Origin of the sequence: Burkholderia sp. AU45388 (assembly GCF_030481585.1) — a bacterium.
GTDB classification, from domain to species: Bacteria; Pseudomonadota; Gammaproteobacteria; order Burkholderiales; family Burkholderiaceae; genus Burkholderia; species Burkholderia sola.
This window is the reverse complement of the sequence record NZ_JAUJPV010000022.1, coordinates 45,299-72,228: the sequence shown is the minus strand read 5'-3', so window position 1 is coordinate 72,228 and position 26,930 is coordinate 45,299. Positions and strand designations below refer to the sequence as shown.

The window sequence follows — 26,930 nt, the reverse complement described above, 5'->3', positions numbered from 1 at the left end:
ACTGCCGGCCTGCCGCTTGCGGGAGGGGCCGCGCGATGAAGTTCGACAGCTTGTGGATCGGTCAGGTCGCGCTCGCGGCGCTGATGGATGCGGCGTTCGCGATGGCGGTCGGCTCGGCGCTCCTCAAGGCGTGGCTCGGCAAGGACGGCGCGCGGCCGGTCGTCGCGCCGTCGCATTCCGCATGGCTGCGCGCGCAACATTCGCTGGCCGCGGCGGCGCTGGCGCTGGTGCTCGCCGATCTCGGCTGGCTCGTCTACGAGGCCGCGACGATGAGCGGCGCGGGGCTCGGCGGTGCGTTCGCCGCGATTCCCGTCGTGCTGATGCAAACGCACACGGGCTTTGCCTGGAGCGTCGCGTTCGCCGGCGCGGTGCTGCTCGCGATCGTCGCGCTCGCGAAGCCGGACGGCCCGCTCGCGCATGCGGTGCTGTGGCTCGCGGTGATCGTGGTCGCGGCCGGCAAGGCGTCGCTCGGCCATGCGGCCGACAGCGGCGCGTTGTCCGCGGCGGTCGGCGTGCAGACGCTGCACCTGCTGGCCACCGCCGTGTGGGGCGGCCTCGTGCTCGCGGGCGGGCTCGCGGTGCTGCCGGCGCTGGGTACGTCGGTCGCGCGCGGCGCGCTGATCCGCATCGGCCAGCACCTGTCGCGCACGTCGATCGTCGCGGTCGTCTTCGTGCTCGGCACCGGTGTGCTCAACGCAATTCGCGGGCTCGGCGGCTCGCTCGCGCCGCTCGACGGCAGCACGTGGGGGCGCGTGTTGCTGCTGAAGCTGCTGCTCGTCGCGCTCGCGCTCGTGCTCGGCGGGCTCAACCGCTTCTCGGCGCTGCCGCGCCTGCGCCGCACCGCGTCGACCGAGGACGCGTACACGTTCCGCAACATCCTGCATCTCGAAGGGATGACGATGATCGGCGTGTTTGTCGCGGCGGCCGTGCTGTCGTTCAGCGTGCCGGGGTTCGCCGCGCTCGGCTGACGGCCGAACGGCGGGGCGCCGGGCGGGCGCCGGCGCGCGCCGCCGGCATGGCGCGGATGCAAAAACGGCCGCCTTGTCGGGGCGGCCGTGTCGAACGCGTTGCGCGGCGCACGTGCCGCGCAACGCATCCTTCCATCTCACGCGTTCATCACCACTCGGCGACGCTGCCGTCCGCGTGGCGCCATACCGGGTTGCGCCAGCGATGGCCGGTCTTCGCCATCTCGCGCACCTTCTCCTCGTTCACGTCGATGCCGAGCCCCGGCCCTTGCGGGATCGCGACGAAGCCGTCCTCGTAGCGGAACACCTCGGGGTTGCGCAGATAGTCGAGCAGGTCGTTGCCCTGGTTGTAATGGATGCCGAGGCTCTGTTCCTGGATGAACGCGTTGTAGCTGAGCGCGTCGAGCTGCAGGCACGCGGCGAGCGCGATCGGCCCGAGCGGGCAGTGCAGTGCGAGCGCGACGTCGTAGCTTTCCGCGAGCGTCGCGATCTTGCGGCACTCGGTGATGCCGCCCGCATGCGACGCGTCCGGCTGGATGATGTCGACGTAGCCGCCCGCGAGGATGTGCTTGAAATCCCAGCGCGAGTAGAGCCGCTCGCCGAGCGCGATCGGCGTGTTGGTCTGGTTGACGATGTCGCGCAGCGCCTCGGCGTTCTCCGACAGCACCGGCTCCTCGATGAACATCAGCTTGTACGGGTCGAGCTCCTTCGCGAGCACCTTCGCCATCGGCTTGTGCACGCGGCCGTGGAAGTCGACGCCGATCCCGACGTGCGGGCCGACCGCGTCGCGCACCGCCGCGACGTTCGCGATCACCTGCTCGACCTTGTCGTAGGTGTCGACGATCTGCAGCTCCTCGGAGCCGTTCATCTTCACGGCCTTGAAGCCGCGCTCGACCACCGCGCGCGCGTTGTTCGCGACGTCGCTCGGCCGGTCGCCGCCGATCCACGAATACACCTTGATGCGGTCGCGCACCTGGCCGCCGAGCAGCGCATGCACGGGCACGCCGTGATGCTTGCCCTTGATGTCCCACAGCGCCTGGTCGACGCCCGCGATCGCGCTCATCATGATCGGGCCGCCGCGGTAGAAGCCCGCGCGGTACATCACCTGCCAGTGATCCTCGATCAGGAGCGGGTCGCGGCCGACGAGATAGTCGGCCAGTTCCTGCACGGCGGCCTCGACCGTGTGCGCGCGGCCTTCGACGACCGGCTCGCCCCAGCCGATGATGCCCTCGTCGGTCTCGATCTTGAGGAACAGCCAGCGGGGCGGGACGACGAACGTTTCGAGGCGGGTGATTTTCATGACGCGAGTCTCCATGATTGACCGGCGCGCCCGCGCGGGCGCGGCGCACGATCCGTGCTTTCGCGGTTATCCTAGCGTAGTCGAATAAAAAATAGTATTAATAGCATTAATGCGCAGATAGTGGGCAGCCCCGCCCGACGGAGAACGATCATTCAACGCGACCTGCATGGACAGACGGCCTTCCGGCTCGCGACGGCGATCCTGCGCGGCGACTATCCGCCCGAATCGTTGCTGCCGAGGGAACCCGACCTGATGGAGATGTACGGCGTGAGCCGCACGGTGATGCGCGAGGCGCTGCGCACGCTGACGTCGAAGGGGCTGGTCGAATCGCGGCCGAAGGTCGGCACGCGCGTGCGGCCGCGTCGTTCGTGGAACCTGCTCGATGCCGATCTGCTCGACTGGTATGCGCGCGTCGCGCCGCCGCTCGCGTTCGCGCTGAAGCTGCAGGAGATGCGCGAGATGATCGAGCCGCACGCGGCCGCGCTGGCCGCGCGCACGCATACGCCCGAAGCATTCGACGCGATCGACGACGCGGTGCGCGCGATGGCCGCCGCGCGCAACGTCGACGAATGGGTGCGCGCCGACCTGCACTTTCACCTGAGCGTGCTGGAGGCCGGCGGCAACGAGTTGCTGGTGCCGCTCGGCGCGCTGATCGATCGCACGCTCGAGGCGCAACTGCAACTGAACGCGCGCCGGGCGGACGTGTACAACGCGTCGCTTGCCGAGCATACGGCCGTCAGCGACGCGATCCGCGTGCGCGACGAGAGCGGCGCGCGCCGCGCGATGGCGACGCTGCTCGCGGTGACGCGTGCGCGGATCGAGATGTCGTGACGGACGCGGGGTGAGGCGGCGCCGTCAGGCGTTCGCGCAGCCGCCCGGCTTGTGGATGCGTTCCGTCGACGGCGGGTATTTCGAGAGCAGGCTCGCCGGCCGTCGCGGCCGCGCGACCAGGTCGCCGCCGCAGTTCGGGCAGCGGCCCTTCAGCACGTCGTCCGCGCAGGTCGCGCAGAACGTGCATTCGAACGTACAGATGCGCGCTTCCGCCGAGTCGGGCGGCAGGTCCTTGTTGCAGCATTCGCAGCCGGGGCGCAGTTCGAGCATGATCGTCTCCTGGGTCGATGAGGGATGGGCGCCGCCCGGACATTGCGTGCGGCACGTGCGAGCGCTACTGTACGCGTTTGGATCGGCCCGGCCAACGGTGTCCCGCTCGGGCGCCGGCGCTGCGCACGGGCTGCACCGGGAGACGACCATGCTTTATCGCGGAAGCTGTCATTGCGGGGACGTGACGTTCGAGGCGGAAGGCGACCTGCAGGGCGTGATGGCGTGCAACTGCTCGATCTGCCAGCGCAAGGGCGCGCTGATGTGGTTCGTGCCGCGCGACCACATGAAGCTGCTGACGCCCGACGAAAATCTCGCGACCTACCTGTTCAACAAGCACGTGATCCGGCATCGCTTCTGCAAGCGCTGCGGGATTCACGCGTTCGGCGAAGGCGTCCATCCGGACGGCACCGCGATGGCCGCGATCAACGTGCGCTGCGTCGAGGGCGTCGATCTCGACGCATTGCCCGTCACGCACTACGACGGCCGCTCGCACTGAGCGGCGCGCCGTTGCGGGCGCCTGCGCGGCGCGGCCCGATCACGACGGTTGCGCGGCCGCCGCGTTCGGCGCAGGCGTCTCCGCCTGCGGCGCCGGGCCGGCGGTGCGCGTGCCGGCGTCGGCAGGGCGTTCGATCAGCGGTGCGAGCGCCGGCGCCATCGACTTCAGCAACTGCACAGCCATCGCGCTCGTGAAGTCGTAGCGCGCCGCATACGGTTCGTGCGCGGTCGCCGTCAGCACGCCGAAGAACCGATCGCCGATCGCGAACACGAAGGTGCCGCTGCGGTTGACCTTGCGCGACTCGATCAGCCGCGCGCCACGGGCGTAGACGTTGAAGCGCTGGTCGCCCGTCCCGGTCTTGCCGTACACGTCGAGCGTCTTGCCGTCCGGCAGCGTGAGCCCGCCCGCGAGGCGGCGCGCGGTGCCGTGGAGCACGACGTCGCGCAGCAGCGTGTGCGCCACGTTGACGATCTCCGGCGCCAGCATCGGCTGCGGCTGCGCGGCCGCGCGCACGAAGCGGGTTTCGTACGGCGTGCCCTTCGCGAAATCGAGCCGTGTGATCGTCTCGGTCGGCGCCTTCTGGCCGCCGTTCGCGATCAGGCCGATCAGCTTCGCGAGCGCGTCCGGCTGGTCGCCCGATGCGCCGATCGCGGCCGCGTAGGACGGCGTCACTTCCGCGAACGGGTAGCCGAGCGCGCGCCACGACTTCGTGATCTCCGCGTACGCGCGCAGTTCGACCATGCGGCGGATGCGCCGGTCCTGCGTCGCGTGGTAGCGGGTCTTGTACAGCCACGAATACGTGTAGAAACGCGCATCGCGGCTGTCGCGCTGCACCTCGGAGAGCGACGCGGCCGGATGCGCGCGCAGGTAGTTGAGCGTCCACAGCGCGAGCGGATGAACGCTCGCGATATAGCCGCGATCGTTGAGGTTGAAGCGGTCGATCGCGTACTTCGCGTAGAGCGCGGCGAGATCGTCGTCGGACAGCGTCGCGGCCGGCGTGCCTTTCAGTTGCGCGCGCATCTGCGCATCGAACCACGCGAGCGATTCGTTCGGCGCGACGCTGCGCAGCACCGTCGCGAGCTTCGGCGGCGACTTGCGCACGTCGCGCAGCATCAGCGCGAGCGCGTCGTCGGGCGCCTTGCCCGCATAGCGCGTGTAGTAGCGCTTCACGTAGACCTGGCTTTCTCCGTCGACGAATTGCTGCAGGTAATGCTGGCGCTGCGCGGGATCGTTGAGCCACGACGACGACGGGCCGGCCGCCTGCAGCATTTCGTAGTGGACGATGTCGCGCATCAGCCGCACGAACACGAGGTTGACCGAGTGCTCGAACGCCGCGTGCAGCGTCAGGATGCGGCCGTTGTCCGACTTCTCGAAGTTGGAGAACACCTGCGCGCCGCCGCCCGTATAGAACACGTCCGGGCTCGCCGAATACTTGCGTTCGACGGACGCATCGAGCATCGCCTGCAGCGAGCGGTCGCGCGTATGCGACAGGTAGTCGAGCGCCCAGCGCGACAGCCCGTCGATCGGATCGGGTTTCACGCGCGCGAGCTCCGCGTTCGACAGGTTCGCATAGCGCGCATGCAGATCGGTGACGATCTGCAGGTACGTGATCAGCGTGCGCAGCTTCGCGGTCGAGCCGAGGTTGATGCGGCCGCCGCGATTCACGTCGAACGGCTGGTTCACGCTGTCGGTCTGCACGCGCAGCATGTTCGCGCCGTTGCGGTGCTCGTACAGCGTGAAGCTGTACGTGAGGTGCGACGGATCGTCCTTCGGCGCGAGCATCTCGAAACCGTACAGGCCGGCAGCCTGCGCGCCGTCGCGCGTCGATGCCCGCGCGAGCCGCTCGGCGACCGCCTGCTGCACGCCGTTGTCGAGCGTGCTGGTGGCCTGCAGGTCGAGCTGGTCGAGCTGGTACAGGTCGCTGATGCCGAGCGCCGACAGCAGCGACGCGCGCGCGGACGTCACGGCCTTGCGCGACACGAACGACTGCACGCGCGCGGCGGCCGGCGGCGCGCTGCGTTCGATCTGCGCGGCGAGCGCGGCATCGCGCAGCGCGGGCGATATCACGCCGCCGTTCGACAGCAACCGCAGGTAGCTGTCGGTCAGCTTCTGCAGCGCCGGATAGCCGCGGTTGAGGAAGTACGACGGCGCGCGCTGCGCGATCAGCAGCGACAGCGTCTCGCGGAACATCTTGCCCTGCTGGTCGACGTTGTCGCCGGTCGTCGGCGCGGACAGCACGCGGTTCACCTCGTTGAAGTCGCGGCCGTACCACGCGGCGAGACCGTCGCCGATGCCGGTGATTTCTCCGACGTGCGGCCGCGCCGCGAGCGGCACCGAGTTCAGGTAGCGCACCACGATCGTGCGGCGCGCGAGCATCGTCTGCGGGCCGTTCAGGTACGCGCGCACCGACGCGGACGCGATCTGCCGCAGCTTCTCGGGCGGCGTCGCGGTGCGGCCCTCGGGCGAATGGCGGAATTTCTCGATCTGCGTCGCGAGCGTGCTGCCGCCCGGGCGCGCCTGATGGCGGTTGACCACGTGCAGCGCCTGGTCGGCCAGCGCGCGGCTGAAGCGCCCCCAGTCGATCGCCGGGTTGCGGTTCGGTTGGTTCGCATCGAGCAGGTAGCGATCCTCGATGAACAGCAGTGAATCGGTGATCACGCGCGGCACCGTGTCGAAGTCGGCGTAGACGCGCTGCGGGAACACGGTCGCGAACAGCGGCGAGCCGGTCGAATCGAACAGCATCAGGCCCGTCTGGTCTTTCTCTTCGTAAGGGAGAAACAGCCCGCGCTCGCCGAGCGACAGCATCCGTTGCGAATCGCGCGCCTGTTCGCTGACGACGAACCCGCGCGCGAGCAACCGCTGCTGGAACGCGGGGATCATCGCGTAGCCGAAGCGCTGGTCGTACGGGCCGTTCCCGGGGAAGCGGATGTGATCGCTCGGCCCCGCCTCGACCGTGTAGCCGACGTCGCGGGTGAGCTCGGACAGGTAGCGTGCCTGCAGCCGGGATGTTTCGATCTCGGTCTGCACGAGCCGTGCGACGATCGCCACCGCGATCAGCAGCGCGGCGAGCAAAGACCACTTGGCCCACGTCCAGACCGATGCGGGACCGGTCACGCGCGGGAGGATACGATTCAGCGGCCGATTCATGGCGGCGTCTCCCTGAGGGCGCGGTTGTCCGGCCACACCCCATTAAGGATTAGTGTAGTCCTCCGCAGCGAGCTGCCAAGAGCGGTTGACTACCGAGATGCGCCGGCGCAACAGGCGTGCCCGTTCCGTCCCAGCGACGGGCCGACGGCCGTCGGCACGCCTGCCGGCGTGCCGCCCCGGCCAAGCGTGGGGAGCGGGCGGCGGCGAATCGGCGAGGAAAATCGGGCGCGATTGCGTCCTTCATTTAACTGACGAAATGCTCGATCAGATGATCGACGAACAGCCGCGCCTTGCGCGGAAAGTGCCGGCGGCTCGGGTACGCGACATTCATCTCGAGGGTCTCGAGCCGATAGCCGGGCAGCAGCGCGAGCAGCCGGCCGTCGTCGAGATCCGGCTTGACGAGGAAATCGGGCAGGACCGCGATGCCCATGCCGGACAACGCCCAGTTCCGGATCAACCCCACGTTGTTCGACGATGCGGATTTGTTCGGGCGCACGGTGGTGCGCGTCTGTTCGTGTTCGAACGACAGGTATTCGCCCGCGAAATCGGCATGGAATGCCAGGCCCGCGTGCGACGCGAGATCGTGCGGATGGCCCGGCGCGCCGTGCCTCTCGACATAGTGCGGCGCCGCGCAGACGATCCGGTTGATGCGCGTGAGCGGGCGCTTCACGAGGGTGTTGTTGCTGATGTGCTGCGACAGCAGCAGCCCGATGTCGAAACCCTCCGACACGAGATCGACGTGACGGTCCACGATTGTCACTTCCGGCACGATCGCCGGATGGCGCGTCTTGAACGCGTCGATGGCCGGCGCGAGCACGTGCATGCCGAACATGACAGGCGCGGCGATTTTCAGCGAGCCGATCGGTTCGTGATGCATCGACGCGATCGTTTCCTCGACCCGGTCGATTTCGTCGATCACGTGGCGGATCTGCGCCAGATAGAGGTGGCCCGCATCGGTCAGCGACAGGCTGCGGGTGGTGCGATTCAGCAGGCGTGCGCCGAGCCGATCCTCGATGCTCATCACGAGCCGGGTGGCCGACGAGTTGGAGATGTTCAGTTCCGTGGCTGCGCGCGCGAAACTGCGAAGTTCGGCGACCTTGACGAATAGTCGCATCGGTAGGAGTTCGTCCATTTTTTATCGATAAACAGAAAGTGTTGATTGAATTCTATCTATCGGATTACCGAATTTTAACGACCCGTTTTAACGAATGATTATTATGGAATCGCGTATTTATCGGGTGTGCGAACGGTCGGAGAATGATGGGTTCCCGGGCGTTAAGGCGTTGAATTGGCGATTTGATTTAGTATGCCATTAAACCTTTTTTGGGGATTTGTATTTAGTAATTGTACGAAAATATAGGCGAATTTTTTCGTTAAAGCATCGGACGTTATCGATGCAAGGTGATGCCGAACCGTATACGTCCCTGTTGCGTTGGTGGCTTCGCGCACTCGTGCCGACGCACGGCCTCGACGGAACGGTGGATCGGGTAGTCGTACGCAGTCGGGTTCGGCGCATCGCGGCGGCTGAGCGCGCGTGGCGCCGGATCCGTGTTCTGTGCGGCGTGCAAGTCGCCGGGCGTGATCGTGTCGGACGGCGGCGAGCGCACGACGACCGTGATGGGCAAGGTCGTCGCGCTCGAACACGACCTGTGCCAGTGCCACTGCACGCCGCAGCCGAAACTGATCCCGTCGCAGGCGACGGGGACGATCTCGGGCTGAGCCCCGCCGCGCGCAGGCGGTGGCGCTCGCGCGGCCTCGAGACGCCGATGTCCGCCGTCAGACGCTGCCTGCGGTCTCGATCACGAGGATGCGCGCGGCGCCGAGCGGATGTGCGACGTGCTCGGTGCCGACCGTCGCATGGAAGACGTCGCCCGTCTCGAGCACCGTCGCATGCTCGACGCCTGCGTCGCGGTAGCGCATCTCGACGCGGCCATCGAGCACCGCGAACACCTCCTCGCCGTCGTTCACGTGCCAGCGATACGGCTGGTCGGCCCAGTGCAGCCGGACCGTGATGCCGTTCAGGTTCGCGATGTCGAGCGCATCCCACGCGCGATCCGCCGTGAATGCGGCACTCCGGACGATCTTCATCGATGTGTTCTCCGGCACGCGTGTGTGCCGCTTTCCCGTGATTTTTCCGACATCCGTATTCAGCGCGCCGTCGCGCGCAGCGCCTGCTCGACGATCTGCTTGCGCTTCGCGAAGCCGGCTGCCGTCCGTTCGGTGACGCGCGTCACGACCGCCGCCGGCGCGGTGTCGGGCGAGCCGGCGTCGAATGGCGGCGCGGGCGCATATTCGAGCTGCAGCTGGATCGCCTGCGCTTCTTCGTCGCCGACCAGCTCCGCGGCGATCGTCAGCGCGAAGTCGATGCCGGCCGTCACGCCGCCGCCCGTGACCAGGTTGCCGTCGCGCACGACGCGCTCGCGCACCGGTATCGCGCCCAGCGGTTCGAGCAGCGAGTGGAACCGCCAGTGCGTCGTCGCGCGCCGTCCGCGCAGCAGGCCGGCCACGCCGAGCAGCAGTGCGCCCGTGCAGACCGACGTCACGTAGCGCGCGGCGGCCGCGCGCTGCTGCACGAACGCGATCGTGTCGGCATCGAGCAGCAGCTCGTTGATGCCGATCCCGCCCGGGATGCAGATCACGTCGAGCGGCGGGCAGTCGTCGAACGTGCAGGTGGGCGCGAGCGCGAGGCCGCTGCTCGACGCGACTGCGTCGCGCGACTTCCACACCAGATGGACGGCCGCATCGGGCAACGACGCGAGCACGTCGTGCGGGCCGGTGAGGTCGAGTTGCTGGACGCCCGGAAAGACGAGAAGGCCGATATGCAGGGTCATGCGAAGACTCCGTCGGGAAGGGAACGCGTGCCGTTCGGCACGGGATGGACAGATCGATTCTAGGCGCGTAGTGTTTGGCGAAATTGCCATATCACCCACGTTTTCAGCCAATCGCCGTGCCTGCCGCCGCCCCGCGTTCGATCCTGGTCCTCGCGTTTCCCCGTGCGCAGCTGCTCGATGTGACCGGGCCGCTGCAGGTGTTCGCGTCCGTGAACGAGCTCGCGCTGGAGCGCGGGCAGCCGGCGCCGTATGCGCCGCGTGTCGTGGCCGTCGAAGCCGGGCCCGTCGAGACGTCGTCCGGCCTCGTCGTGATGGCCGAGTCGCTGCGCGCGGCTGCGCGCCGTCCCGATACGCTGATCGTCGCCGGCGGCAAGGGCGTGCATGCGGCGTCGAAGGATGCGCGGGTGGTGCGCTGGGTGCGGCAGCAGGCCGCTCGCGCGCGGCGCGTGGCGTCGGTCTGCACCGGCGCGTTCCTGCTCGCCGAGGCCGGCCTGCTCGACGGGCGGCGCGCGGTCACGCACTGGGCGCGCTGCGACGAATTCGCGGCGCGTTACCCGAACGTGCGCGTCGAGCCGGACCCGATCTTCATCCGCGAAGGCGCGTTGTGGACGTCGGCCGGCGTGACGGCCGGCATCGATCTCGCGCTCGCGCTGGTCGAGGAGGATCTCGGGCGGGCGACCGCGCTCGACGTCGCGCGCGAACTCGTCGTGTTCCTGAAGCGTCCGGGCGGGCAGGCGCAGTTCAGCACGATGCTGTCGATGCAGCGCACCGCCGACCGGTTCGGCGAACTGCACGCGTGGATGGCCGAGCACCTGACGGCCGACCTGTCGGTGCCCGCGCTCGCCGAGCGCGTAAGCATGAGCGAGCGCAGCTTCGTGCGCCACTATCGTGCGGAGACCGGCCGCACGCCGGCGCGCGCGGTCGAGCAGATCCGGGTCGAGGCCGCGCAACGCCTGCTCGGCGAAACGGCGTGGCCCGTCAAGCGGATCGCCGGGCGTTGCGGCTTCGGTTCCGAGGAGACGCTGCGACGCAGTTTCGTGCGCGTGCTCGGCGTGTCGCCGCAGGGATATCGCGAGCGGTTCGTGCGGTGACGGACGACGGATGGGCGGGGCCGGCGCGGGCGCTGCCCGGAACTGAACGGAAACCGGTCGGTTTCCAGTCCGAAGCGCCGAAACTATTCAGGATCGGACAACAATAGGCGGGGGCTTGTGCCGCGCCTACCGCGCGCTCTATTCTGTTCCGTTGGCGATTCGAAAGAGGGAAGCAGCATGGACCGAATCCAGGCAATGGAAGTTTTTACCCGCGTGGTCGACGCGAACAGCTTCACGCGGGCGGCCGACACGCTCGCGATGCCGCGCGCGTCGGTGACGACCATCATCCAGAATCTCGAGGCGCTGCTCGGCGTGCGCCTGATGCACCGGACGACGCGCCGGCTGTCGCTGACGCCGGAGGGCGCCGCGTACTACGAGCATTGCATGAAGATCATCGCGGAGATCGCCGAGGCCGACGCCAGTTTCCAGGCCGGCAACCGCAAGCCGAGCGGCGTGCTGCGCGTCCACATGCCGAGTTCGCTCGGGCGGCGCGTCGTGCTGCCGTCGCTGTCGATCTTCCGGCAGCGCTATCCGGACATCACGCTCGAGCTGGGGCTGTCCGACCGCTACGTCGATCCGGTCGAGGAGGGCATCGATTGCATGATCCGGGTCGGCCCGCTCGAGGATTCGTCGATGGTCGCGCGGCGCATCGGGATGCTCAAGCGCGTGACGTGCGCGTCGCCCGACTACCTCGCCCGTCACGGCGAGCCGAACGAGATTGCCGATCTCGTCGAGCATCATGCGGTGAATTTCCGCGCGAGCCACGGCGCGCGGGCGATTCCGTGGGTGTTCATGATCGACGGCAAGCCGTTCGAGGTGCGGATGAACGGCAGCGTCACGGTCAACGATTCGGATGCGTACGTGACGTGCGGGCTCGAAGGCTTCGGGATGATCCAGCCGACGCTGTTCATGGTGCTGCCGCACCTGCTCGACGGCTCGCTGGTCGAGGTGCTGCCGGATAGCAATCCGAAGCCGAAGCCTATCTCGATCGTGTATCCGCACAATCGGCATCTGTCGCAGAAGGTGCGCGTGTTCGCCGACTGGATCGCGGAGGTGTTCGAGTCGACGCCGGCGCTGGAGGGTGGGGAGAACTGGCGGGGGAAGGTGGGGGTTGAGGCGCTGCGCGGAGCGGTGGTGGCGTAGTCGCGGCGCGCGGGCTGAAGTGACCCTAGCCCACAAAACTGTCCCATTTGAAAGTGGAAAATTCCGGCATGACGTTGTCATCAAGACCAGGAGGTCATGCCGTGAAGAAGAGCAGGTTCACCGAAGAGCAGATCGCATACGCATTGAAGCAGGCCGAGTTGGGCACGCCTGTCGCGGAGGTCTGCCGCAAGATGGGGATCAGCGATGCGACGTTCTACAACTGGCGGACGAAATACGGCGGGCTGTCGCCCTCGGAGCTGCGCCGACTTCGCGAGCGCGGCATCCGACCGGTTATCGCTAGGCGTCGGACCGAACACGGCAGCGGTCTCGGGAAATTCCGTTGGGTCGTCGAACGAACTCATTCGTGGCTCCATGGTTTCCGTCGCCTTCGTACTCGCTTTGAACGCCGCTCCGACATTCACGAGGCATTCTTAAAACTGGCCTGCGCGCTCGTCTGCCGGAATATCTTCAGCCGAACGGAGCGGTCTTTTTGAACTGGCCTTTAAGCGAAGTGCGCCGGCGCGGAAATGCATCGACGGAGCGGCCATAGCTGGCCGGGCTCAGGAAGGTGATATGTGGTTGAAAGAAAGTTGATTATCGTTTGTGCGCCAATTCGCCCTCGCAATTCTGTCAGGGATTTTTGAGGTGATGGGTGAGGTAATATTCGCGCGGATTGCCATTACAATGGCGCCCATAGTTGCGGACGACGCAATATGTAACTTGCCACGGTCGGGGGAGAGGGGCGAGCGCCCGTGTTGGAGCTTCGGCGCGAACGAACTGTTTCAACCGGGCAACGATTGACGTTCTTTGACGCTGACTTTCTACGTTTCAATTAGATTCCAGCGATGTTCGATGCCGTGAGAGCGGATCGAAACCAAAAAATCGCGAGTAGACCAAAATCATGAACAAGAACCAATATCGGCTGGTATTCAGCCGCGTGCGGGGTATGTTGGTCGCCGTTGAAGAAACGGCTAGCAGGACGGGGAAAACAAATACGGGCGAAACTCGCCGCGTCGCCAAGCGCGGCGGTGAGCATCCGGCAGCGATGTTCGCGTTACGGGTTACTGTGTTCGGCGCGCTGGTCGCAGCCGGCGCGAATCCGATCTGGGCGAATGCGCAGATCGTCGGCGGCGGGCCTCACGCGCCCGCGGTGGTGCAGACGCCCAACGGCCTGCCGCAAGTCAACATCAACACGCCGAGCGCTGCCGGCGTGTCGTTGAACACCTATAACCAGTTCGACGTTCAGAAGAATGGCGCGATCCTGAACAACGCGTCGACGATCGTCAACACGCAGCAGGCCGGCTATATCAACGGCAACCCGAACCTGAGTGCGGGGCAGGCGGCGCGCATCATCGTCAACCAGGTCAACAGCACCGCGGCGAGTCAGATCAAGGGATATGTGGAGATCGCGGGCAGCCGGGCGGAGGTCGTGCTGGCCAACCCTGCCGGTATCGTCGTGGACGGCGGCGGGTTCATCAATACCTCGCGCGCGGTCTTGACAACCGGCGTGCCGCAGTTTGGCGCGGACGGGTCGTTGTCGGGCTTCAATGTCAATCGCGGCCTTGTAACTGTGCAAGGGGCGGGCCTCGATACCTCGAATGTTGATGAGACCGACATCATCGCCCGTGCTGTACAGGCTAATGCCGCGATTTATGCGAAGAATCTCAACGTAATCGCCGGTACGAACCAGGTTAATCACGACACGCTTGCCGCGACGCAGATCGCCGGTGACGGCCCTGCTCCTGCTGTCGCAATCGACGTAGCTCAGTTGGGCGGCATGTATGCCAACAGGGTGTTTCTGGTTGGCAACTCCGCAGGCGTTGGTGTCGCGAACGCAGGGACGATCGCGGCGCAGGCAGGCGATCTGACGTTGCAATCGGACGGCCGGCTCGTGCTCGCGGGCAAGACCACGGCAAGCGGCAACCTCGCGATGTCGGCGTCGGGCGGCATCCAGAATAGCGGCACCACGTATGCGCAGCAATCGTTGTCGGCGAACACTGCGGCCGATCTGACGAACAGCGGGACGCTCGCGGCGCAGCAGAGTACGACGGTCAACGCCGGCAGTGTCAACTCGACCGGCACGCTCGGTGCGGGTGTGAACAACGACGGCTCCGTCGCGCACAGCGGCGACCTGAACCTGAGTGCGTCGGGCCAACTGAGCGCGACCGGCCAGAACGTCGCGGGCGGCAATGCCTCGCTGACGGGCGCTAATGTGAATCTCGCCGGCGGCCAGACGGCTGCAAACGGCAATTTGTCGCTGAACGCGACGGCCGGCGACGTGAACCTGTCGAACGCGACGACGAGCGCGCAAGGCGCCATTCAGGCGAACGCATCGGGCACCGTGATCAACGATCACGGCAGCCTGTCGAGCGGCAACAGCACGACGCTGACCGGCGGCAACCTGTCGAACCAGGGCGGCAAGGTGTCGTCGCAGGGGCCGCTGTCGGTCAACGTCGCCGGCCAGATCGCCAACCAGTCGGGTGAACTCGTATCCGAAAGCACGGCTGACCTGCGTGGCGGAGCAATCGCGAACAACCGAGGGACGATCCAGAGCGCCGCCGGCATGACAGTAGCAGGCGCGTCGCTGGACAACACGGCGGGCCGGATCACATCGCTCAACGGCGATGGCCTGACAGTGACGACCGGCGGTGAGTTGACCAATGCGGCAGGCACGACCGCGAACGGCGCACAGGGCGGCATCATTGGCGGCAATGGAGACGTCACCGTGCAAGGCGGCAATATCGCGAATCACGGCAGGATCACATCCCATGCAAACCTGCATGTCTCGGGGCAATCGGTCGACAATGCAAACGGCGTTTTGCAGGCCGCACAGAAGGTGGCGGTCGACGCAGGCGCGCGCCTGACCAACAACGGCGGTTCGATCGCCGGCCAGACCGCCACTCTGACGGGCACGACCCTCGACAATAGTGCGGGCACTGTGCAGGCCGCCCAGGTGTCGTTGAATGCGATCGATCTCGTGAACCACGGCGGCACGATTACGCAGACCGGCACAGGCGTGACGAGCGCGAACGTGTCGGGCACGCTGGACAATTCGAACGGCGGTACGTTGCAAACCAACAGTACCGACCTCACGCTCGGGGCGGCGGCTATCGTCAACGATGGCGGCACGATCACGCATGCCGGCAACGGTACGTTGACCATCGATAACGGTACGGGCCGAGTGTCGAATGCCGGCGGCACCATTACCAGCAATGGGCGTGTCGCAGCTCGAACGGGGACGCTGAACAACACGGCCGGGGTAATCAGCAGCCAAACCGGATTGACGGCAGCCGTCGGCAGTGCGCTCGACAATACCGGAGGCAAGCTGCTGTCGAACGCCGACCTCGGTATCGTAGGCGGCACGCTGAAAAACGATAACGGGAGGATCAGCGCGAATACGAACGCGTCGATCCAGGGCCGAACGCTGTCGAACAGCGGCGGGTCGATCGCCGCGTCGACGCTGAGCGTGACCGCGAGCGAATTGCTCGACAACAGTCAAGGCACGCTGGAGGCGAATCAGCTCGCATTGACCGCGCCGAATTTGACGAACCGTAACGGGACGATCACCCAGTATGGCTCGTCGGCGATGAACGTCGACGTCAGCAACACGATCGACAATTCGGCGGGCGGCGCGATCCAGACCCGCAGTACCGACCTTACGCTGTCTCCGGCGACGCTGATCAACGATCACGGCACGATCACGCATGTCGGAACCGGCACGCTGACGCTCGGCAACGGAGCGAACGCGATCAGCAATGCGGGCGGGAAGATCGTCGGCAATGGCCGGGTCGATGTCCGGTCCGCAACGCTCGACAACACGGCGGGTTCGATCACTGCACAGACCGGGCTGGGTGCCGAGGTCGGCGGAACGCTTAACAACGCGAACGGCAAATTGCTGTCGAGTACGGACCTGGGCGTGACCGCCGGTATGTTGATCAACGACGGCGGACAAATCGGCGCGAGTGCGAATGCGACGATCCAGACCGGCGCGATGACGAACAAGCAAGGGTCGATCGTTGCACCGAATCTCGTTGTGAAAGCCGGCAATCTGCTCGATAACAGTCAGGGCAGACTTGAAGCAAACCAGCTCGCGCTAACCGCGACGAACCTGACAAACCGTGGTGGCACGATCACCCAATACGGAACGTCGGCGATGGCTGTCGACGTCACCGGCACGCTCGACAACTCGTCGGCCGGCGTGATCCAGACCAACAGTACGGACCTCACGCTCAGGCCGGCCGAGCTGAACAATGCGGGCGGAACGATCACGCATGCCGGTACGGGTACGCTGACGATCGCGCCGGGCAATGGAGCCGGCGCGCTGAACAATGCTTCGGGCACCATCGTGACCAAGGGGCAGGCCGTCGTCAGCGCGGGCAACTGGAACAACGCGAACGGGATTCTCGCCGCGCAACGCGGTATGAACGCGGCGATCGGCGGCGACGTGAACAATACGCAGGGCCTGCTGCGCTCGAATGCTTCACTATCGTTCTCGGCCGGCGGCGCAATATCCAACCGCGGCGGTCATGTCCAGGCGGGCCAGTCGACAACCGGCGACGCGAGTACGCTCGATCTTCGAGCGGCGTCGCTCGACAATACGGACGGTGCCGTCGTCGATCTCGGCACGGGCCGGTTGAACGTCCAGGGTGGGGCCTGGATAGCGAATAGCCATGCCGGCAACGTGTCAGGTATGGGCGCGATCACCGGCAACGGCGATGTCACCATCGGCGCGGCATCGATCAGTAACACGCAAGGCGGTCAGCTCAGCGGCGGCTCCCTGCACGTGAACGCCAATACCGTCGACAACAGCGGCGGCGCGATCGGTAACGTCGCGAATACGAATGGCGACGTGAACGTGGCGACAGGCGGCGCGATCACGAACACGAATGGCCGAGTCAGTTCTACGCGCAATCTGACGATGTCGGTTGCCACGTTGCTGGGCGGCGGGGCGTACAGCGCGGCGCGCGACGTGAACGTGAATCTGCAGGGTGACTACGTGTCGACGTCCGACACGCAGTTCAACGTCGGTCACGATCTCACGTTCACGCTGCCAGGCACCTTCACGAACAATGCGAACCTGCAGTCGGTGAACAACCTGAGCGTCAATGCAGGCAACATCGTGAACGTGGGCGCGCTGACGGCAGGTGGGCTGTTGCGAACGCAATCGGCCAATTTGTACAACACGGGCGCGCTCGTCGGCGCGAGTGCGTCACTCAATGGGACCGGTACGATTTCGAACGTCGGGGCGACTGCGCTAATCGGCGGATCGGATGCCAACGGTACGCTCGAGATACTCGCGCATGACATCGAGAACCGGGACGATACGTCGTCCGCCGACACGATGGCGACGACGGCCATGTTCGGCATGGGTAAGGTCGTGTTGGCGGGTAGCAAGGACGCGAGCGGCAATTACACGAATGCGGCGCTGGTCAACAATGCGTCGGCGTTGATCCAGTCCGGTGGCGACATGGAACTGCATGCGGACCGCGTCACGAACACGCGTCGTCAGATGCAGACATCGAACGGGACCACGAGCGTCGACCCCGCGGTGCTGGAGCAACTGGGCATCAGCATGTCGGGCTGCATTGCGTACTACATGGCCGCTTGTAGTGGTCAGGATGTTCATTGGATCAACCTCTCGCGCGATCCGAACTATCCGGATTACGATCCGGCGCCCATCATCGCGAAGCTGCAGACCCAGCCGGGCGGTGTATTTACCGTTCCGCCCAACGGCGGGCAATGGAACAGCGGCTATCAATACACGACTTATACCGGCACGGCAGTCGCGAGCACGGTTACGGCGTTGAGTGCTGCCGGTCAGATCGTGTCGGGCGGCAAGATCGATGCGACGACGGTCGGGAACCTCCAGAACTACTGGAGCCACATCACGGCCGTGGGCAACGTCGACATGCCGCAGCATTACGACGGCGACGGTTGGGCGGCTTCCGGCCAGCAGGCGCCGGCCGTGACCGTCACGTATTCGGGCTATTACCACTACAACAACTACGACAATAGCGAGCACAACTGGACATTGCCGTTCGGCGACATGCCGTTCGTCGGTGGTCACCCCGGCGGTTACGCGCAGGCGGCGCCGGCCGATGTCAAGAAGTATGCGATTGCCGGTTACGACTCGACGTTGGGTTCGAACGGCACGATCTCGGGCACGGGCGTCAGCATCAACAACACGGCGGGCAATGCATCGATTCCGTCGCTCGGATTGCTTCCCGGCCAGGAAGTGCCGGGCCTGACGTTTGGAAGCCTGAACGGTAATGCCGCGGTGTCGAAAACGTCGGGCGGTATGGTAACCGGGCAGGTTTCCGGCACCGGCGCGAAAGGCGGGACCGTGACGAGCAAGCCCGTTCAGCCCGTCAGCCCAATCATTGCCGGCGCGACGGCGCAAAGAGTACTGGACAATCTCGCGATTCCGCAAGGCGGCTTGTACAGGCCGATCCAGTCGCCGAACGCGAGCTATGTGATCGAGACGAACCCGGCGTTCACGAATCAGAAGACGTTCCTGTCGAGCGACTACTTTTTCAATCAGATCGGCGTCGATCTGACGCACGTCCCCAAGCGCCTCGGCGACGGGTTCTACGAACAGCAGCTCGTCAGAAACGAGGTGACGGCGCTCACGGGCAAGGCCGTGCTCGGCCCGTACACCGATTTGCAGGCGATGTATCAGTCGTTGCTGGGCGCTGGCGCGGATCTGGCGAAATCGCTCGATCTGCCGGTGGGCGCGAGCCTGTCCGCCGATCAGGTATCGAAGCTGACCGGCAACGTGATCATGATGGAAACGCGCGTGGTCGACGGCCAGTCGGTGCTCGTGCCGGTTGTGTATCTGGCACAGGCGAACCAGCAGAACGTCAATGGTCCGCTGATCACCGCCACCGACATCGATCTGAAGGATGCGCAGAACTTCACGAACAGCGGCACGGTAAAGGCCGACAATACGTTGTCGATCCAGGGCAAGCAGATCGACAACGCGTTCGGCGCACTGCAAAGCGGCGGGCTGATGTCGCTGACGACGGACGGTCAGGTCGATTTGACCTCGGCCAAGGTGAAGGCCGGTAGCCTGAATCTGAATGCCGGTGGCGATTTGATTCTGAACACGGCGACGAACACCAGCACCCAGGTCAGTCGTGACGGTGCGACGAGCGTCAAGATGACGCTCGGGCCGACCGCGCAACTCGATGTGCTCGGCGATGCGTCGATCAAGACCGGCGGGAACTTCCAGCAGAATGCGGGCAGCCTGACGGTCGGCGGCAATTTCGGCATGAATGTCGGCGGTAACTGGGATCTCGGTGCGGTGCAGACGGGCGAGCACAAGATCGTGCAGCGTGCGAACGGCGTGTCGGATACGGATCTCAACAGCGCGACCGGCAGCACCGTGAACGTGGGCGGTAAGTCGGCCATCGGTGTGGGCGGTGACCTGACGGCACAGGGTGCGCAACTCAACTTCGGTCAAGGCGGCACGGTCGCGGCCAAAGGTGATGTGACCTTTGGCGCTGCGAGCACCACGTCGACCATCAACGCCAATAGCTCGGGCGACCAAGGGAATCGCAGCTATGCGGAAACCCGGCATGCGTCGGACCAGGCGTTGACGGGCACGACCGTAAAGGGGGGCGATACGTTGAATGTGGTGGCGGGCAAGGACATCAATGTCATCGGCAGCACGATCGACCTGAAGAAAGGCGATGTGAACTTGTTGGCGGCCGGCGACGTGAACATTGGGGCCGCGATTGAAACACATGTGTACAACTCACGGGAGACGCATAGCCGCAGCGGCGTCGTGAGCGGCACGAAAATTGCCAGCAGCCAGGACGCGACCAGCACGGTGGCGAACGGCAGCCTGATTTCTGCGGACGGCGTGTCGATCGGTAGCGGCAAGGACATCAACGTACAAGGTAGTACGGTCGTCGGCACGCATGATGTCACGCTCAATGCGGCGCACGACGTGAACATCACGACGTCGCAGGACACCAGCCAGTCGTCGACCACCTATCAGGAACAGCACTCGGGCCTGATGTCGGGCGGCGGACTGTCTTTCTCGGTCGGCAACAGCAAGCTCGCGCAGCAGAATCAATCGTCCAGCGTGACGAACAATGCCAGCACGGTGGGTTCGGTGGACGGCAATCTGACGGTCAACGCGGGCAATACGCTGCACGTGAAAGGCAGCGATCTGGTTGCGGGCAAGGACTTGACCGGGACGGCCGCGAACATCGTGATCGATTCGGCCACCGACACCACGCATCAAGCGCAACAGCAGCAGACGAGCAAGAGCGGGCTGACGGTCGGTTTGTCGGGCTCGGTGGGCGATGCAATCAACAACGCGATCAGCGAGACGCAGGCCGCGCGCGAATCGGCGAAGGACAGCAACGGCCGCGCGTCAGCGCTGCACAGCATCGCGGCGGCCGGCGACGTGGCATTCGGCGGTATGGGGGCCAAGGCTCTGCTGGACGGCGCGAAGGGGCCGCAGGCTCCGAGCATCGGCGTGCAGGTCAGCGTCGGTTCGAGCCATAGTTCGATGCAGTCGTCGGAAGACCAGACGATTCAGCGGGGTTCCAGCATCAATGCGGGCGGCACCGCGACGCTGATTGCAACGGGCACACCCGGCAACGGCACGCCGAAGGACGGCAACATCACGATCGCGGGCTCGAACGTGAACGCGGCCAACGTGGCGTTGGTCGCGAACAACCAGGTCAATCTCGTCAACACGACCGATACGGACAAGACGCAAAGCTCGAACTCGTCGTCGGGGTCGAGCGTCGGCGTGTCGATCGGCACGAACGGCATCGGCGTGTCCGCGTCGATGCAGCGCGCGCATGGAGACGGCAATTCGGATGCGGCGATCCAGAACAACACGCATATTAACGCGAGCCAGACCGCGACCATCGTGAGCGGCGGCGACACGAACGTGATCGGCGCGAACGTGAACGCGAACAAGGTGGTGGCCGACGTGGGCGGCAACCTGAACGTGGCGAGCGTTCAGGATACGACCGTGAGCGCCGCGCATCAGTCGAGCGCGGGTGGCGGCTTCACGATCAGTCAGGCGGGCGGCGTCGGCGGGAGTTTCAGTGCGCAGAACGGCCACGCGGACGGCAATTATGCGGGTGTGACTGAGCAGGCCGGCATCCAGGCGGGCGCAGGCGGTTTCGATGTGACCGTGAAAGGCAACACCGACCTGAAGGGCGCATATATCGCCAGCACGGCCGACGCGTCGAAGAACAGCCTGATGACTGGCACGCTCACGACGAGCGACATCGAGAACCACTCGCACTACAGCGCGAACAGCGCGGGCTTTAGCGCGGGTGCATCGGTCGGACCGAGCAACAAGGCAGTTGGTCCGTCGTCGGTATCGGGCTCGGGCGGCGTCACGCCGATGGTGTTCCAGAACGACAGCGGGGACCAGAGCGCGACGACGAAGAGCGCGGTGAGCGCCGGCACGATCAATATCACGAAGCCGGGCGAGCAGACGCAGGACGTTGCGAACCTGAACCGCGATACGACGAATCTGAACGGGACCGTTTCGAAGACGCCCGACGTTCAGAAAACGCTGTCGCAGCAGGCCGATACGATGAATGCGGCGCAGGCGGCCGGGCAGACGATTTCGCAGGGGATCGGCCTGTACGCTGACGGCAAACGCAAGGATGCGATCGATGCGGCTAAGGCCGCCTACGAGCGCGGCGACCTGATTGCGATGCAGTCGTACATTGACCAGGCGAAGAGCTGGGATGAGGGAGGTGCGTCGCGTGCGGGCTTGCAAGCAGCCGGCGGCGCACTGATCGGCGGACTCGGCGGCGGCAGCGCGCTCACGGCGATCGGCGGCGCAGCGGGAGCCGGCACGTCGTCACTGCTGGCCGGACAGGCAGAGAAGATCAGCAAATCGGTGGGCGATACGACCGGCTCGTCGCTGGTCGGCAACATCGCTGCGAACGTTGCGGCAACGGTCGGTGGCGCACTGGTGGGTGGCAGTGCGGGCGCGGCGATGGCATCGAACGTCGAGCTTTACAATGCAGGCAACGACCCCCAAAAAACGGACGACCGAGCGACAATCGCAGGACTTCAGGGGCTGCTCAACCGGACCGCCGCGATGGCTTCGGATGCCAAGGCCGGTGTCTGGAACGGAGTGGTCAACGTCGCGGGCGTGATCGTTAATCTTCCGAACGGCGGGCCATTCGCGTCGCCCGGCGATCCGGGATACGTTTCTCTCGATGGATTGAAGAAACCGTACAAGTCTGGAACATCGGTCGGGCCTGACGCGGAGTTCCTGACGCCTATCTTGGCGACGCTGGGTCTCGGCGGAAAGGCGGCAGTCGGAACTGATGTGGCAACAACATCAGCGGATGTCGCCACGGTTGGAAACGGTGCGCTCAAAACTGCAAGTGGTGACTTGAACGCGGCTGGCAATGCGGCACGAACCCAACCGTATGGAAATGGGGCGAGCGCATCGCCCTCTCCGGGAACGGCCACTGCGGGGAGTTCGGGCGCGAATACACAACTTTCGCCGGGTAATAGCAGCATAACTTCGAACGGCACAGCCAATATTGCGACCGCTCCGAAGCTTGCCGACGATCTTGCTGCGGGCATGTCGAAACCAGTGGTGACGGACGCGAAGCTCGGTGGACTGATGGATGATCTCTATCGTGATGGGGCTAAGATTGGTACAGGGAGTACTGCTGATGCAGTCCGCTACGAAACCGAGACTGGCAGTCCAGTCGGTGGTGTTTTCCACACTCAGAAAGCACAAGATTACTCAACGGCCCTGCAAAAGTGGATAGATTCAAATCCTAATGCCTCATTCAGCGATCGTTCGGCAGCACAGAACGTACTGAGAGACCTCCAGAATGCATTGAAAGGAAAGCGATGAATACATGGAAAGATTTTGTTGCCGATTTGACGAAAATCGAATCTCTTCGGCTGGCTAGAGATGAAGCTATCGAGGATTGGGGGGTAGACATCCCGACTACGCTCCTCTTCGGAAAGTTAGGAAAGAGTGTCGCAGCAAGATTCGATGAATATTCGCCCGAAGACCGGACATATATCTTCGAGACTATCGAACGCGGCATGACGGCAGAGAACGTCGATCTGAAGACCTTCGTTGCAACGGGTCTATTGGAGGCTCTATACGCCCAAGCACACCGAGATGGTGCACTTCTGTCGCGTATGGAAGTGCAATTTGGGGATGTGTCGAGGGCGTACTTAAAAGATTGGGCAAATTGGCATCAGTCATGACTGTTAAGCGGTTGTCGATCTTGCCATTGTCCGCGTTGGTTACGCTCTCTGCGCAGGCACAACAGGCCCCCACTCCGAATGACCAGGCCGCCGCCGCCCGCGCGAACGCCGAGCAGAATCAGCAGGTGCAACAGCGCCGTGACGCCCAGCAGCGTGACGTCACCGTGCAAGCGCCGGGCGTGCGTTCGGACGTGCCGCGCCCGGAAGCCTATCCGGTACTGCCGACCGAAACACCGTGCTTTCGAATTGATCGTTTCGCGCTCGACGTGCCCGAGTCGTTACCGGCCGCGTCAAAGGCGCAAGGCGCATCAGCCTTGCCGATGGATCGCTTCGCCTTTGCCCGCGACTGGCTCGCGCACTACGCTGGCCAATGCGTCGGCAAGCAAGGCGTCGACTTGATCGTTAAGGGGCTGTCGCAGACCATCCTCGCGCGCGGCTACATCACGACCCGCGTACTTGTGCCCGAGCAGGATTTGTCCACCGGCACATTGAAGCTAGCCGTGATTCCGGGCGTGATCCGCCACGTGCGTATCGAGGACGAGAAGTTGCGCGGAACGTGGAAGACCGCCTTCCCGACGCGCGACGGCGACGTGTTGAACCTGCGCGACATCGAACAAGGGCTTGAGCAGATGAAGCGCGTATCAAGCCAGGATGTGTCGATGCGGATCGCACCTGGCGATATGCCCGGCGAGAGCGACGTGGTGCTCGATGTGAAGCGCGGCAAGCCCTGGACCGTCGTAGCGTCGATCGACAATTCGGGAACGCGCGCGACGGGCAGACTCCAGGGCAATCTGTCGATTGGCATCGACAACCCGCTTGGCTTGAATGACGTGTTTAACGTCGGCGTGAGTCAAGACCTCGAATTCGGCGACAAGCGCCTTGGATCACACGGCTGGAACGGCTTCTACTCGATGCCGTGGGGCTACTGGACCGCAACGATCGCGGCGTACACGAACACGTACTATCAACAGATTGCCGGCGTGAATCAGACTTTTGTTGCGAGCGGCAATTCGAAGACGCTTGATTTCAAACTGGCGCGCGTGCTGTTGCGCAGTCAGAACGATGTGTTCGGCGGGTACGTCCGTCTGTCGCGTCGTTTTGGCGAAAGCTTCATCGAAGACACGGAAATCACGCAGCAGCGTCGCAACAACACGGTTATCGAATTCGGCCTGACCGATCGTCACTACTTCGATGGGGCGCAGTTCGACGGCACGCTGGCCTATCGTCAAGGGGTCGGCGGTCTCGGCGCACGGGAGGACATCCTCGCGGCGAGCGGTGGCCCGACCTACCGCTACCGAATGGCGGTCTTGGACGCGAATCTTTCGGTGCCTTTCGCGATTGGAAAGCAGCCGTTCAGTTATGTGACGAGCGTTCACGGTCAGTACACGGGTAACACGCTGTATTACATCGATGACCTGACCATTGGTAGCCGCTACACGGTGCGCGGGTTCGATGGTGAAACGATGTTGGCGGCGGCGCGTGGCCTCTATTGGCGCAACGAACTGCAAATGCCTATCGGGCAGACCGGACAAGCGATTTATGCCGGACTGGATTACGGCCGTGTGTGGGGACCGCAGCCGGTTGTGTTGGTCGGAACGCAGTTGGCCGGTGCGGTGATTGGCGTGAAGGGTAGCGTTGCGACGCGGTTTGGTGGATACGGCTACGACTTGTTTGCCGGCACACCGATCTACAAGCCGTCTGGATTTCCGACTGCACGTGTGACGGTTGGTTTTCAGGTGACAGCGCAGTTTTAAGGGAAGGCGGGATGCGAGACGGGACTGTACTATAACGGGCACTGCTACTATGACTCGCATTGTTTGGCGGCCATCATCATGGATATTGACGCGTGATCGATACGGATCGTTTGCTTCGCGGTGAAGAGCGTGGAGACGATACGGAACCCGCGCGTGGTGCCGTTGCGCCAGTTCGTCACTTCGATCTCACCGTCGCCGGATTCTCCGCTCGGGAACCGGCCGGTGACGAGCAGGTCCAGGATGTCGCGCTGTCGGCATTCCTGCTTGAGCAAGTCCATTGGATGTTGAGCGGGAATGTGACGTCCGATTCGTGTCCGTGGTGTAGTAGCACCAGTACGGGCTACCACCCATACCGGCGTCCGAGCGGGATGCCAGGGTTTCGCTGTTAGGCATGTCTGGCGTATTTCACGCGGGTGTCGAACACGCCGTTGTTGCTTCCGTCGGCACGAGCCCACGCCCGGCGCTTCGTCACAATGCTGGGTTGGCGGGAGAGTCAAAGGGTAGTAGCGCGGGAGCTTCGCGCAGAACACAGGATGGTTCGACGCTGGATACAGGCTTGGCGGCAACGGCTGCTGCTGCTCGATCCAAGCGGAGCAATGGAAGCATGGGTGAGGCTCGGTTTGCTGGCGCAACCAAGTAGGATTCAGCCACCGGCTGGGGATGCGTTGAGAGCGTCAAGAAAACGCAGGGAATCAAATGACTGAGCGGAAATACAGATTCGATAGACCGCGCAATCCTCGGCAGCACTTGGAGGCGCTCTATGAAGAACTTTCCTTTTCCGAACGAGAGTACAGAGATAGCCGACCGACCGAAACGTTGAAAGACCACGTTGCGGAACTCCTGCGGGAGGCTCGACGCGCCAAGCAGCAGAGAGAAAACGAAAAAGAAGCAGAGGAAAGAGACAAGTCGTGGGCAGTCGGTGCGGTGGCAGTATTGGCTGTCGTACTTTTGCTTGTCGGAATGAGTCGCCAAGGATCTTGGCTCGATGAATACCTTTTCTCCATACGACTTTGGGCGACTGGGTTCGCGGCCGTCTTCTTGGGCGTGTCTATCGAGCGCAGTTCGTTCTTCACGCGGTTATGGGCGTACGGCTTTACGAAGCTGACGGCGTCGATTGCGGTGTCTGCCTTGGTCGTATTCAGCACGGGCAAGGCTTCGTCCTTAATCAATGGAGTCTTTCCGGTAGATGCCTCGGCTTTACCCTTCACAAGGGCAATCGTAGCCGGACTGCTGGCCTTCGAGTACGCGTATCCTCTTTTTCTCGTCGTTGCTCTATTCGCAGCAGTACACGCGCTGGTCCTCTTCGGATGGGTAAGACTAAAACTGTCAGGCGAGGGGAGATATGATGGACCGCCAGTTCTGTCGGTCGCGTTTCTCGTATTATCGGCGTTCGTACTGGCGTCCTATGCCAAATGGGTGCACAAGGACTTCTCAGATGAGGCATGGCCGGCTAAGGTATATCGCCTTGCACACTTGCTCGACTTCGACGCGAAGTACGAATGTACGAACATCCCCAAGGGTTTGTCCGTGGTCTTTCTTGGCCCAGATCATGCGCGAGTGTTGCTTGATCCGAATGCCCCTCAGACCGAGGATATAGAGTCATTTGTCGATGCACGGATTAGCGGGCAGACTGATATTCCGCAGCAGTTCCCCGTTCTTCCATGCGAGACCGAGGTTCGACCCCCTAACCGAGAGAGCGGAGCTGCAGTGAGCGAAACTTCTCCGGCTAACGCTGCGGCCCAATAGCTTGTGACGGACGTGTCGGCCGTAATGGCGTTGGGTGAGGATTGCGGTATTGCCCACAGTCTTGCTGTAGTGCTGGGGTAAGCAAATGCTGCATGACAGATGACGAGGCCTTACTGCTACGCAGGCG

The 26,930-nt window shown here is 64.3% G+C and carries 18 protein-coding genes and 1 pseudogene; 12 read left to right on the top strand and 7 right to left on the bottom strand.

Going from position 1 to position 26,930, the window contains the following annotated elements:
* Window positions 1-35 precede the first annotated feature (35 nt).
* Entirely contained in the window at window positions 36-968 is a 933-nt protein-coding gene (locus tag QZM72_RS27725) for a CopD family protein (RefSeq protein ID WP_301739687.1), read from the top strand.
* Between the two features lie 148 nt (window positions 969-1,116).
* On the opposite strand, the gene dgoD is transcribed toward QZM72_RS27725, so the two are convergent.
* Window positions 1,117-2,265, bottom strand: coding sequence for a galactonate dehydratase (gene dgoD, locus QZM72_RS27720; protein ID WP_089468379.1), 1,149 nt, complete (start codon window positions 2,263-2,265; stop codon window positions 1,117-1,119).
* Between the two features lie 120 nt (window positions 2,266-2,385).
* Here dgoD and QZM72_RS27715 point away from each other — a divergent pair, with 120 nt between their 5' ends.
* Window positions 2,386-3,096 (top strand): FadR/GntR family transcriptional regulator, encoded by a 711-nt coding sequence (locus tag QZM72_RS27715; RefSeq protein ID WP_301739686.1) that lies wholly within the window; start codon window positions 2,386-2,388, stop codon window positions 3,094-3,096.
* 24 nt (window positions 3,097-3,120) lie between these two features.
* On the opposite strand, the gene QZM72_RS27710 is transcribed toward QZM72_RS27715, so the two are convergent.
* Entirely contained in the window at window positions 3,121-3,366 is a 246-nt protein-coding gene (locus QZM72_RS27710) for a DUF1272 domain-containing protein (protein ID WP_089468377.1), read from the bottom strand.
* 148 nt (window positions 3,367-3,514) lie between these two features.
* Between QZM72_RS27710 and QZM72_RS27705 the strand changes: the two genes are divergently transcribed.
* Window positions 3,515-3,862, top strand: coding sequence for a GFA family protein (locus QZM72_RS27705; protein WP_089468376.1), 348 nt, complete (start codon window positions 3,515-3,517; stop codon window positions 3,860-3,862).
* Between the two features lie 39 nt (window positions 3,863-3,901).
* On the opposite strand, the gene QZM72_RS27700 is transcribed toward QZM72_RS27705, so the two are convergent.
* Together QZM72_RS27700 and QZM72_RS27695 are read right to left on the bottom strand one after the other, a co-directional pair.
* A complete protein-coding gene (locus QZM72_RS27700) occupies window positions 3,902-7,009 on the bottom strand; it encodes a transglycosylase domain-containing protein (RefSeq protein ID WP_301739685.1) in 3,108 nt (1,035 codons plus the stop codon).
* Between the two features lie 244 nt (window positions 7,010-7,253).
* Entirely contained in the window at window positions 7,254-8,141 is an 888-nt protein-coding gene (locus QZM72_RS27695) for a LysR family transcriptional regulator (RefSeq protein ID WP_089468374.1), read from the bottom strand.
* 416 nt (window positions 8,142-8,557) lie between these two features.
* Between QZM72_RS27695 and QZM72_RS27690 the strand changes: the two are divergent.
* Window positions 8,558-8,728, top strand: a pseudogene (locus QZM72_RS27690) (PAAR domain-containing protein); the annotation flags it as partial.
* A gap of 57 nt (window positions 8,729-8,785) precedes the next feature.
* On the opposite strand, the gene QZM72_RS27685 reads toward QZM72_RS27690, so the two are convergent.
* The gene (locus QZM72_RS27685; protein WP_089468790.1) at window positions 8,786-9,097 is read right to left on the bottom strand and encodes a cupin domain-containing protein; all 312 of its coding nucleotides are present in this window, start codon (window positions 9,095-9,097) and stop codon (window positions 8,786-8,788) included.
* A 59-nt stretch (window positions 9,098-9,156) separates the two neighbouring features.
* Window positions 9,157-9,840, bottom strand: coding sequence for a DJ-1/PfpI family protein (locus tag QZM72_RS27680; RefSeq protein WP_089468373.1), 684 nt, complete (start codon window positions 9,838-9,840; stop codon window positions 9,157-9,159).
* 116 nt (window positions 9,841-9,956) lie between these two features.
* On the opposite strand from QZM72_RS27680, the gene QZM72_RS27675 reads away from it, so the two are divergent.
* The 6 genes from QZM72_RS27675 to QZM72_RS27650 all read left to right on the top strand — a co-directional run bounded on the left by QZM72_RS27675 (window position 9,957) and on the right by QZM72_RS27650 (window position 25,057).
* Window positions 9,957-10,931, top strand: a complete 975-nt coding sequence (locus QZM72_RS27675) for a GlxA family transcriptional regulator (RefSeq protein ID WP_089468372.1) — start codon at window positions 9,957-9,959, stop codon at window positions 10,929-10,931.
* A gap of 177 nt (window positions 10,932-11,108) precedes the next feature.
* On the top strand, window positions 11,109-12,074 hold the full coding sequence (locus QZM72_RS27670) for a LysR family transcriptional regulator (protein WP_089468371.1): 966 nt from the start codon (window positions 11,109-11,111) through the stop codon (window positions 12,072-12,074).
* 68 nt (window positions 12,075-12,142) lie between these two features.
* Window positions 12,143-12,568, top strand: a complete 426-nt coding sequence (locus QZM72_RS27665) for a transposase (protein WP_256979672.1) — start codon at window positions 12,143-12,145, stop codon at window positions 12,566-12,568.
* Window positions 12,569-12,975: 407 nt separating this feature from the next.
* A complete protein-coding gene (locus tag QZM72_RS27660; RefSeq protein WP_301739684.1) occupies window positions 12,976-22,938 on the top strand; it encodes a hemagglutinin repeat-containing protein in 9,963 nt (3,320 codons plus the stop codon).
* The gene (locus QZM72_RS27655) at window positions 22,935-23,303 is read left to right on the top strand and encodes a hypothetical protein (protein WP_144030105.1); all 369 of its coding nucleotides are present in this window, start codon (window positions 22,935-22,937) and stop codon (window positions 23,301-23,303) included. Before QZM72_RS27660 ends, QZM72_RS27655 begins: the two co-directional genes overlap by 4 nt.
* A complete protein-coding gene (locus QZM72_RS27650; protein ID WP_179233433.1) occupies window positions 23,300-25,057 on the top strand; it encodes a ShlB/FhaC/HecB family hemolysin secretion/activation protein in 1,758 nt (585 codons plus the stop codon). Before QZM72_RS27655 ends, QZM72_RS27650 begins: the two co-directional genes overlap by 4 nt.
* A 47-nt stretch (window positions 25,058-25,104) precedes the next feature.
* On the opposite strand, the gene QZM72_RS27645 is transcribed toward QZM72_RS27650, so the two are convergent.
* Window positions 25,105-25,335, bottom strand: a complete 231-nt coding sequence (locus QZM72_RS27645) for a hypothetical protein (protein WP_089468369.1) — start codon at window positions 25,333-25,335, stop codon at window positions 25,105-25,107.
* A 135-nt stretch (window positions 25,336-25,470) separates the two neighbouring features.
* Here QZM72_RS27645 and QZM72_RS35710 point away from each other — a divergent pair, with 135 nt between their 5' ends.
* Window positions 25,471-25,761, top strand: a complete 291-nt coding sequence (locus QZM72_RS35710) for a DUF746 domain-containing protein (protein ID WP_367620041.1) — start codon at window positions 25,471-25,473, stop codon at window positions 25,759-25,761.
* A 112-nt stretch (window positions 25,762-25,873) separates the two neighbouring features.
* Window positions 25,874-26,803: a hypothetical protein gene (locus QZM72_RS27640; protein ID WP_144030103.1), complete on the top strand. Its 930-nt coding sequence runs from the start codon at window positions 25,874-25,876 to the stop codon at window positions 26,801-26,803.
* Window positions 26,804-26,930 lie beyond the last annotated feature (127 nt).

Excerpts from the sequence above, each read along its gene's own strand:
- QZM72_RS27725 (WP_301739687.1), top strand. The coding sequence starts at position 36 with ATGAAGTTCGACAGCTTGTGGATCGGTCAGGTCGCGCTCGCGGCGCTG.
- dgoD (WP_089468379.1), bottom strand. The coding sequence starts at position 2,265 with ATGAAAATCACCCGCCTCGAAACGTTCGTCGTCCCGCCCCGCTGGCTG.
- QZM72_RS27710 (WP_089468377.1), bottom strand. The coding sequence starts at position 3,366 with ATGCTCGAACTGCGCCCCGGCTGCGAATGCTGCAACAAGGACCTGCCG.
- QZM72_RS27705 (WP_089468376.1), top strand. The coding sequence starts at position 3,515 with ATGCTTTATCGCGGAAGCTGTCATTGCGGGGACGTGACGTTCGAGGCG.
- QZM72_RS27700 (WP_301739685.1), bottom strand. The coding sequence starts at position 7,009 with ATGAATCGGCCGCTGAATCGTATCCTCCCGCGCGTGACCGGTCCCGCA.
- QZM72_RS27695 (WP_089468374.1), bottom strand. The coding sequence starts at position 8,141 with ATGGACGAACTCCTACCGATGCGACTATTCGTCAAGGTCGCCGAACTT.
- QZM72_RS27685 (WP_089468790.1), bottom strand. The coding sequence starts at position 9,097 with ATGAAGATCGTCCGGAGTGCCGCATTCACGGCGGATCGCGCGTGGGAT.
- QZM72_RS27680 (WP_089468373.1), bottom strand. The coding sequence starts at position 9,840 with ATGACCCTGCATATCGGCCTTCTCGTCTTTCCGGGCGTCCAGCAACTC.
- QZM72_RS27670 (WP_089468371.1), top strand. The coding sequence starts at position 11,109 with ATGGACCGAATCCAGGCAATGGAAGTTTTTACCCGCGTGGTCGACGCG.
- QZM72_RS27665 (WP_256979672.1), top strand. The coding sequence starts at position 12,143 with ATGACGTTGTCATCAAGACCAGGAGGTCATGCCGTGAAGAAGAGCAGG.
- QZM72_RS27660 (WP_301739684.1), top strand. The coding sequence starts at position 12,976 with ATGAACAAGAACCAATATCGGCTGGTATTCAGCCGCGTGCGGGGTATG.
- QZM72_RS27655 (WP_144030105.1), top strand. The coding sequence starts at position 22,935 with ATGAATACATGGAAAGATTTTGTTGCCGATTTGACGAAAATCGAATCT.
- QZM72_RS27650 (WP_179233433.1), top strand. The coding sequence starts at position 23,300 with ATGACTGTTAAGCGGTTGTCGATCTTGCCATTGTCCGCGTTGGTTACG.
- QZM72_RS27645 (WP_089468369.1), bottom strand. The coding sequence starts at position 25,335 with ATGGACTTGCTCAAGCAGGAATGCCGACAGCGCGACATCCTGGACCTG.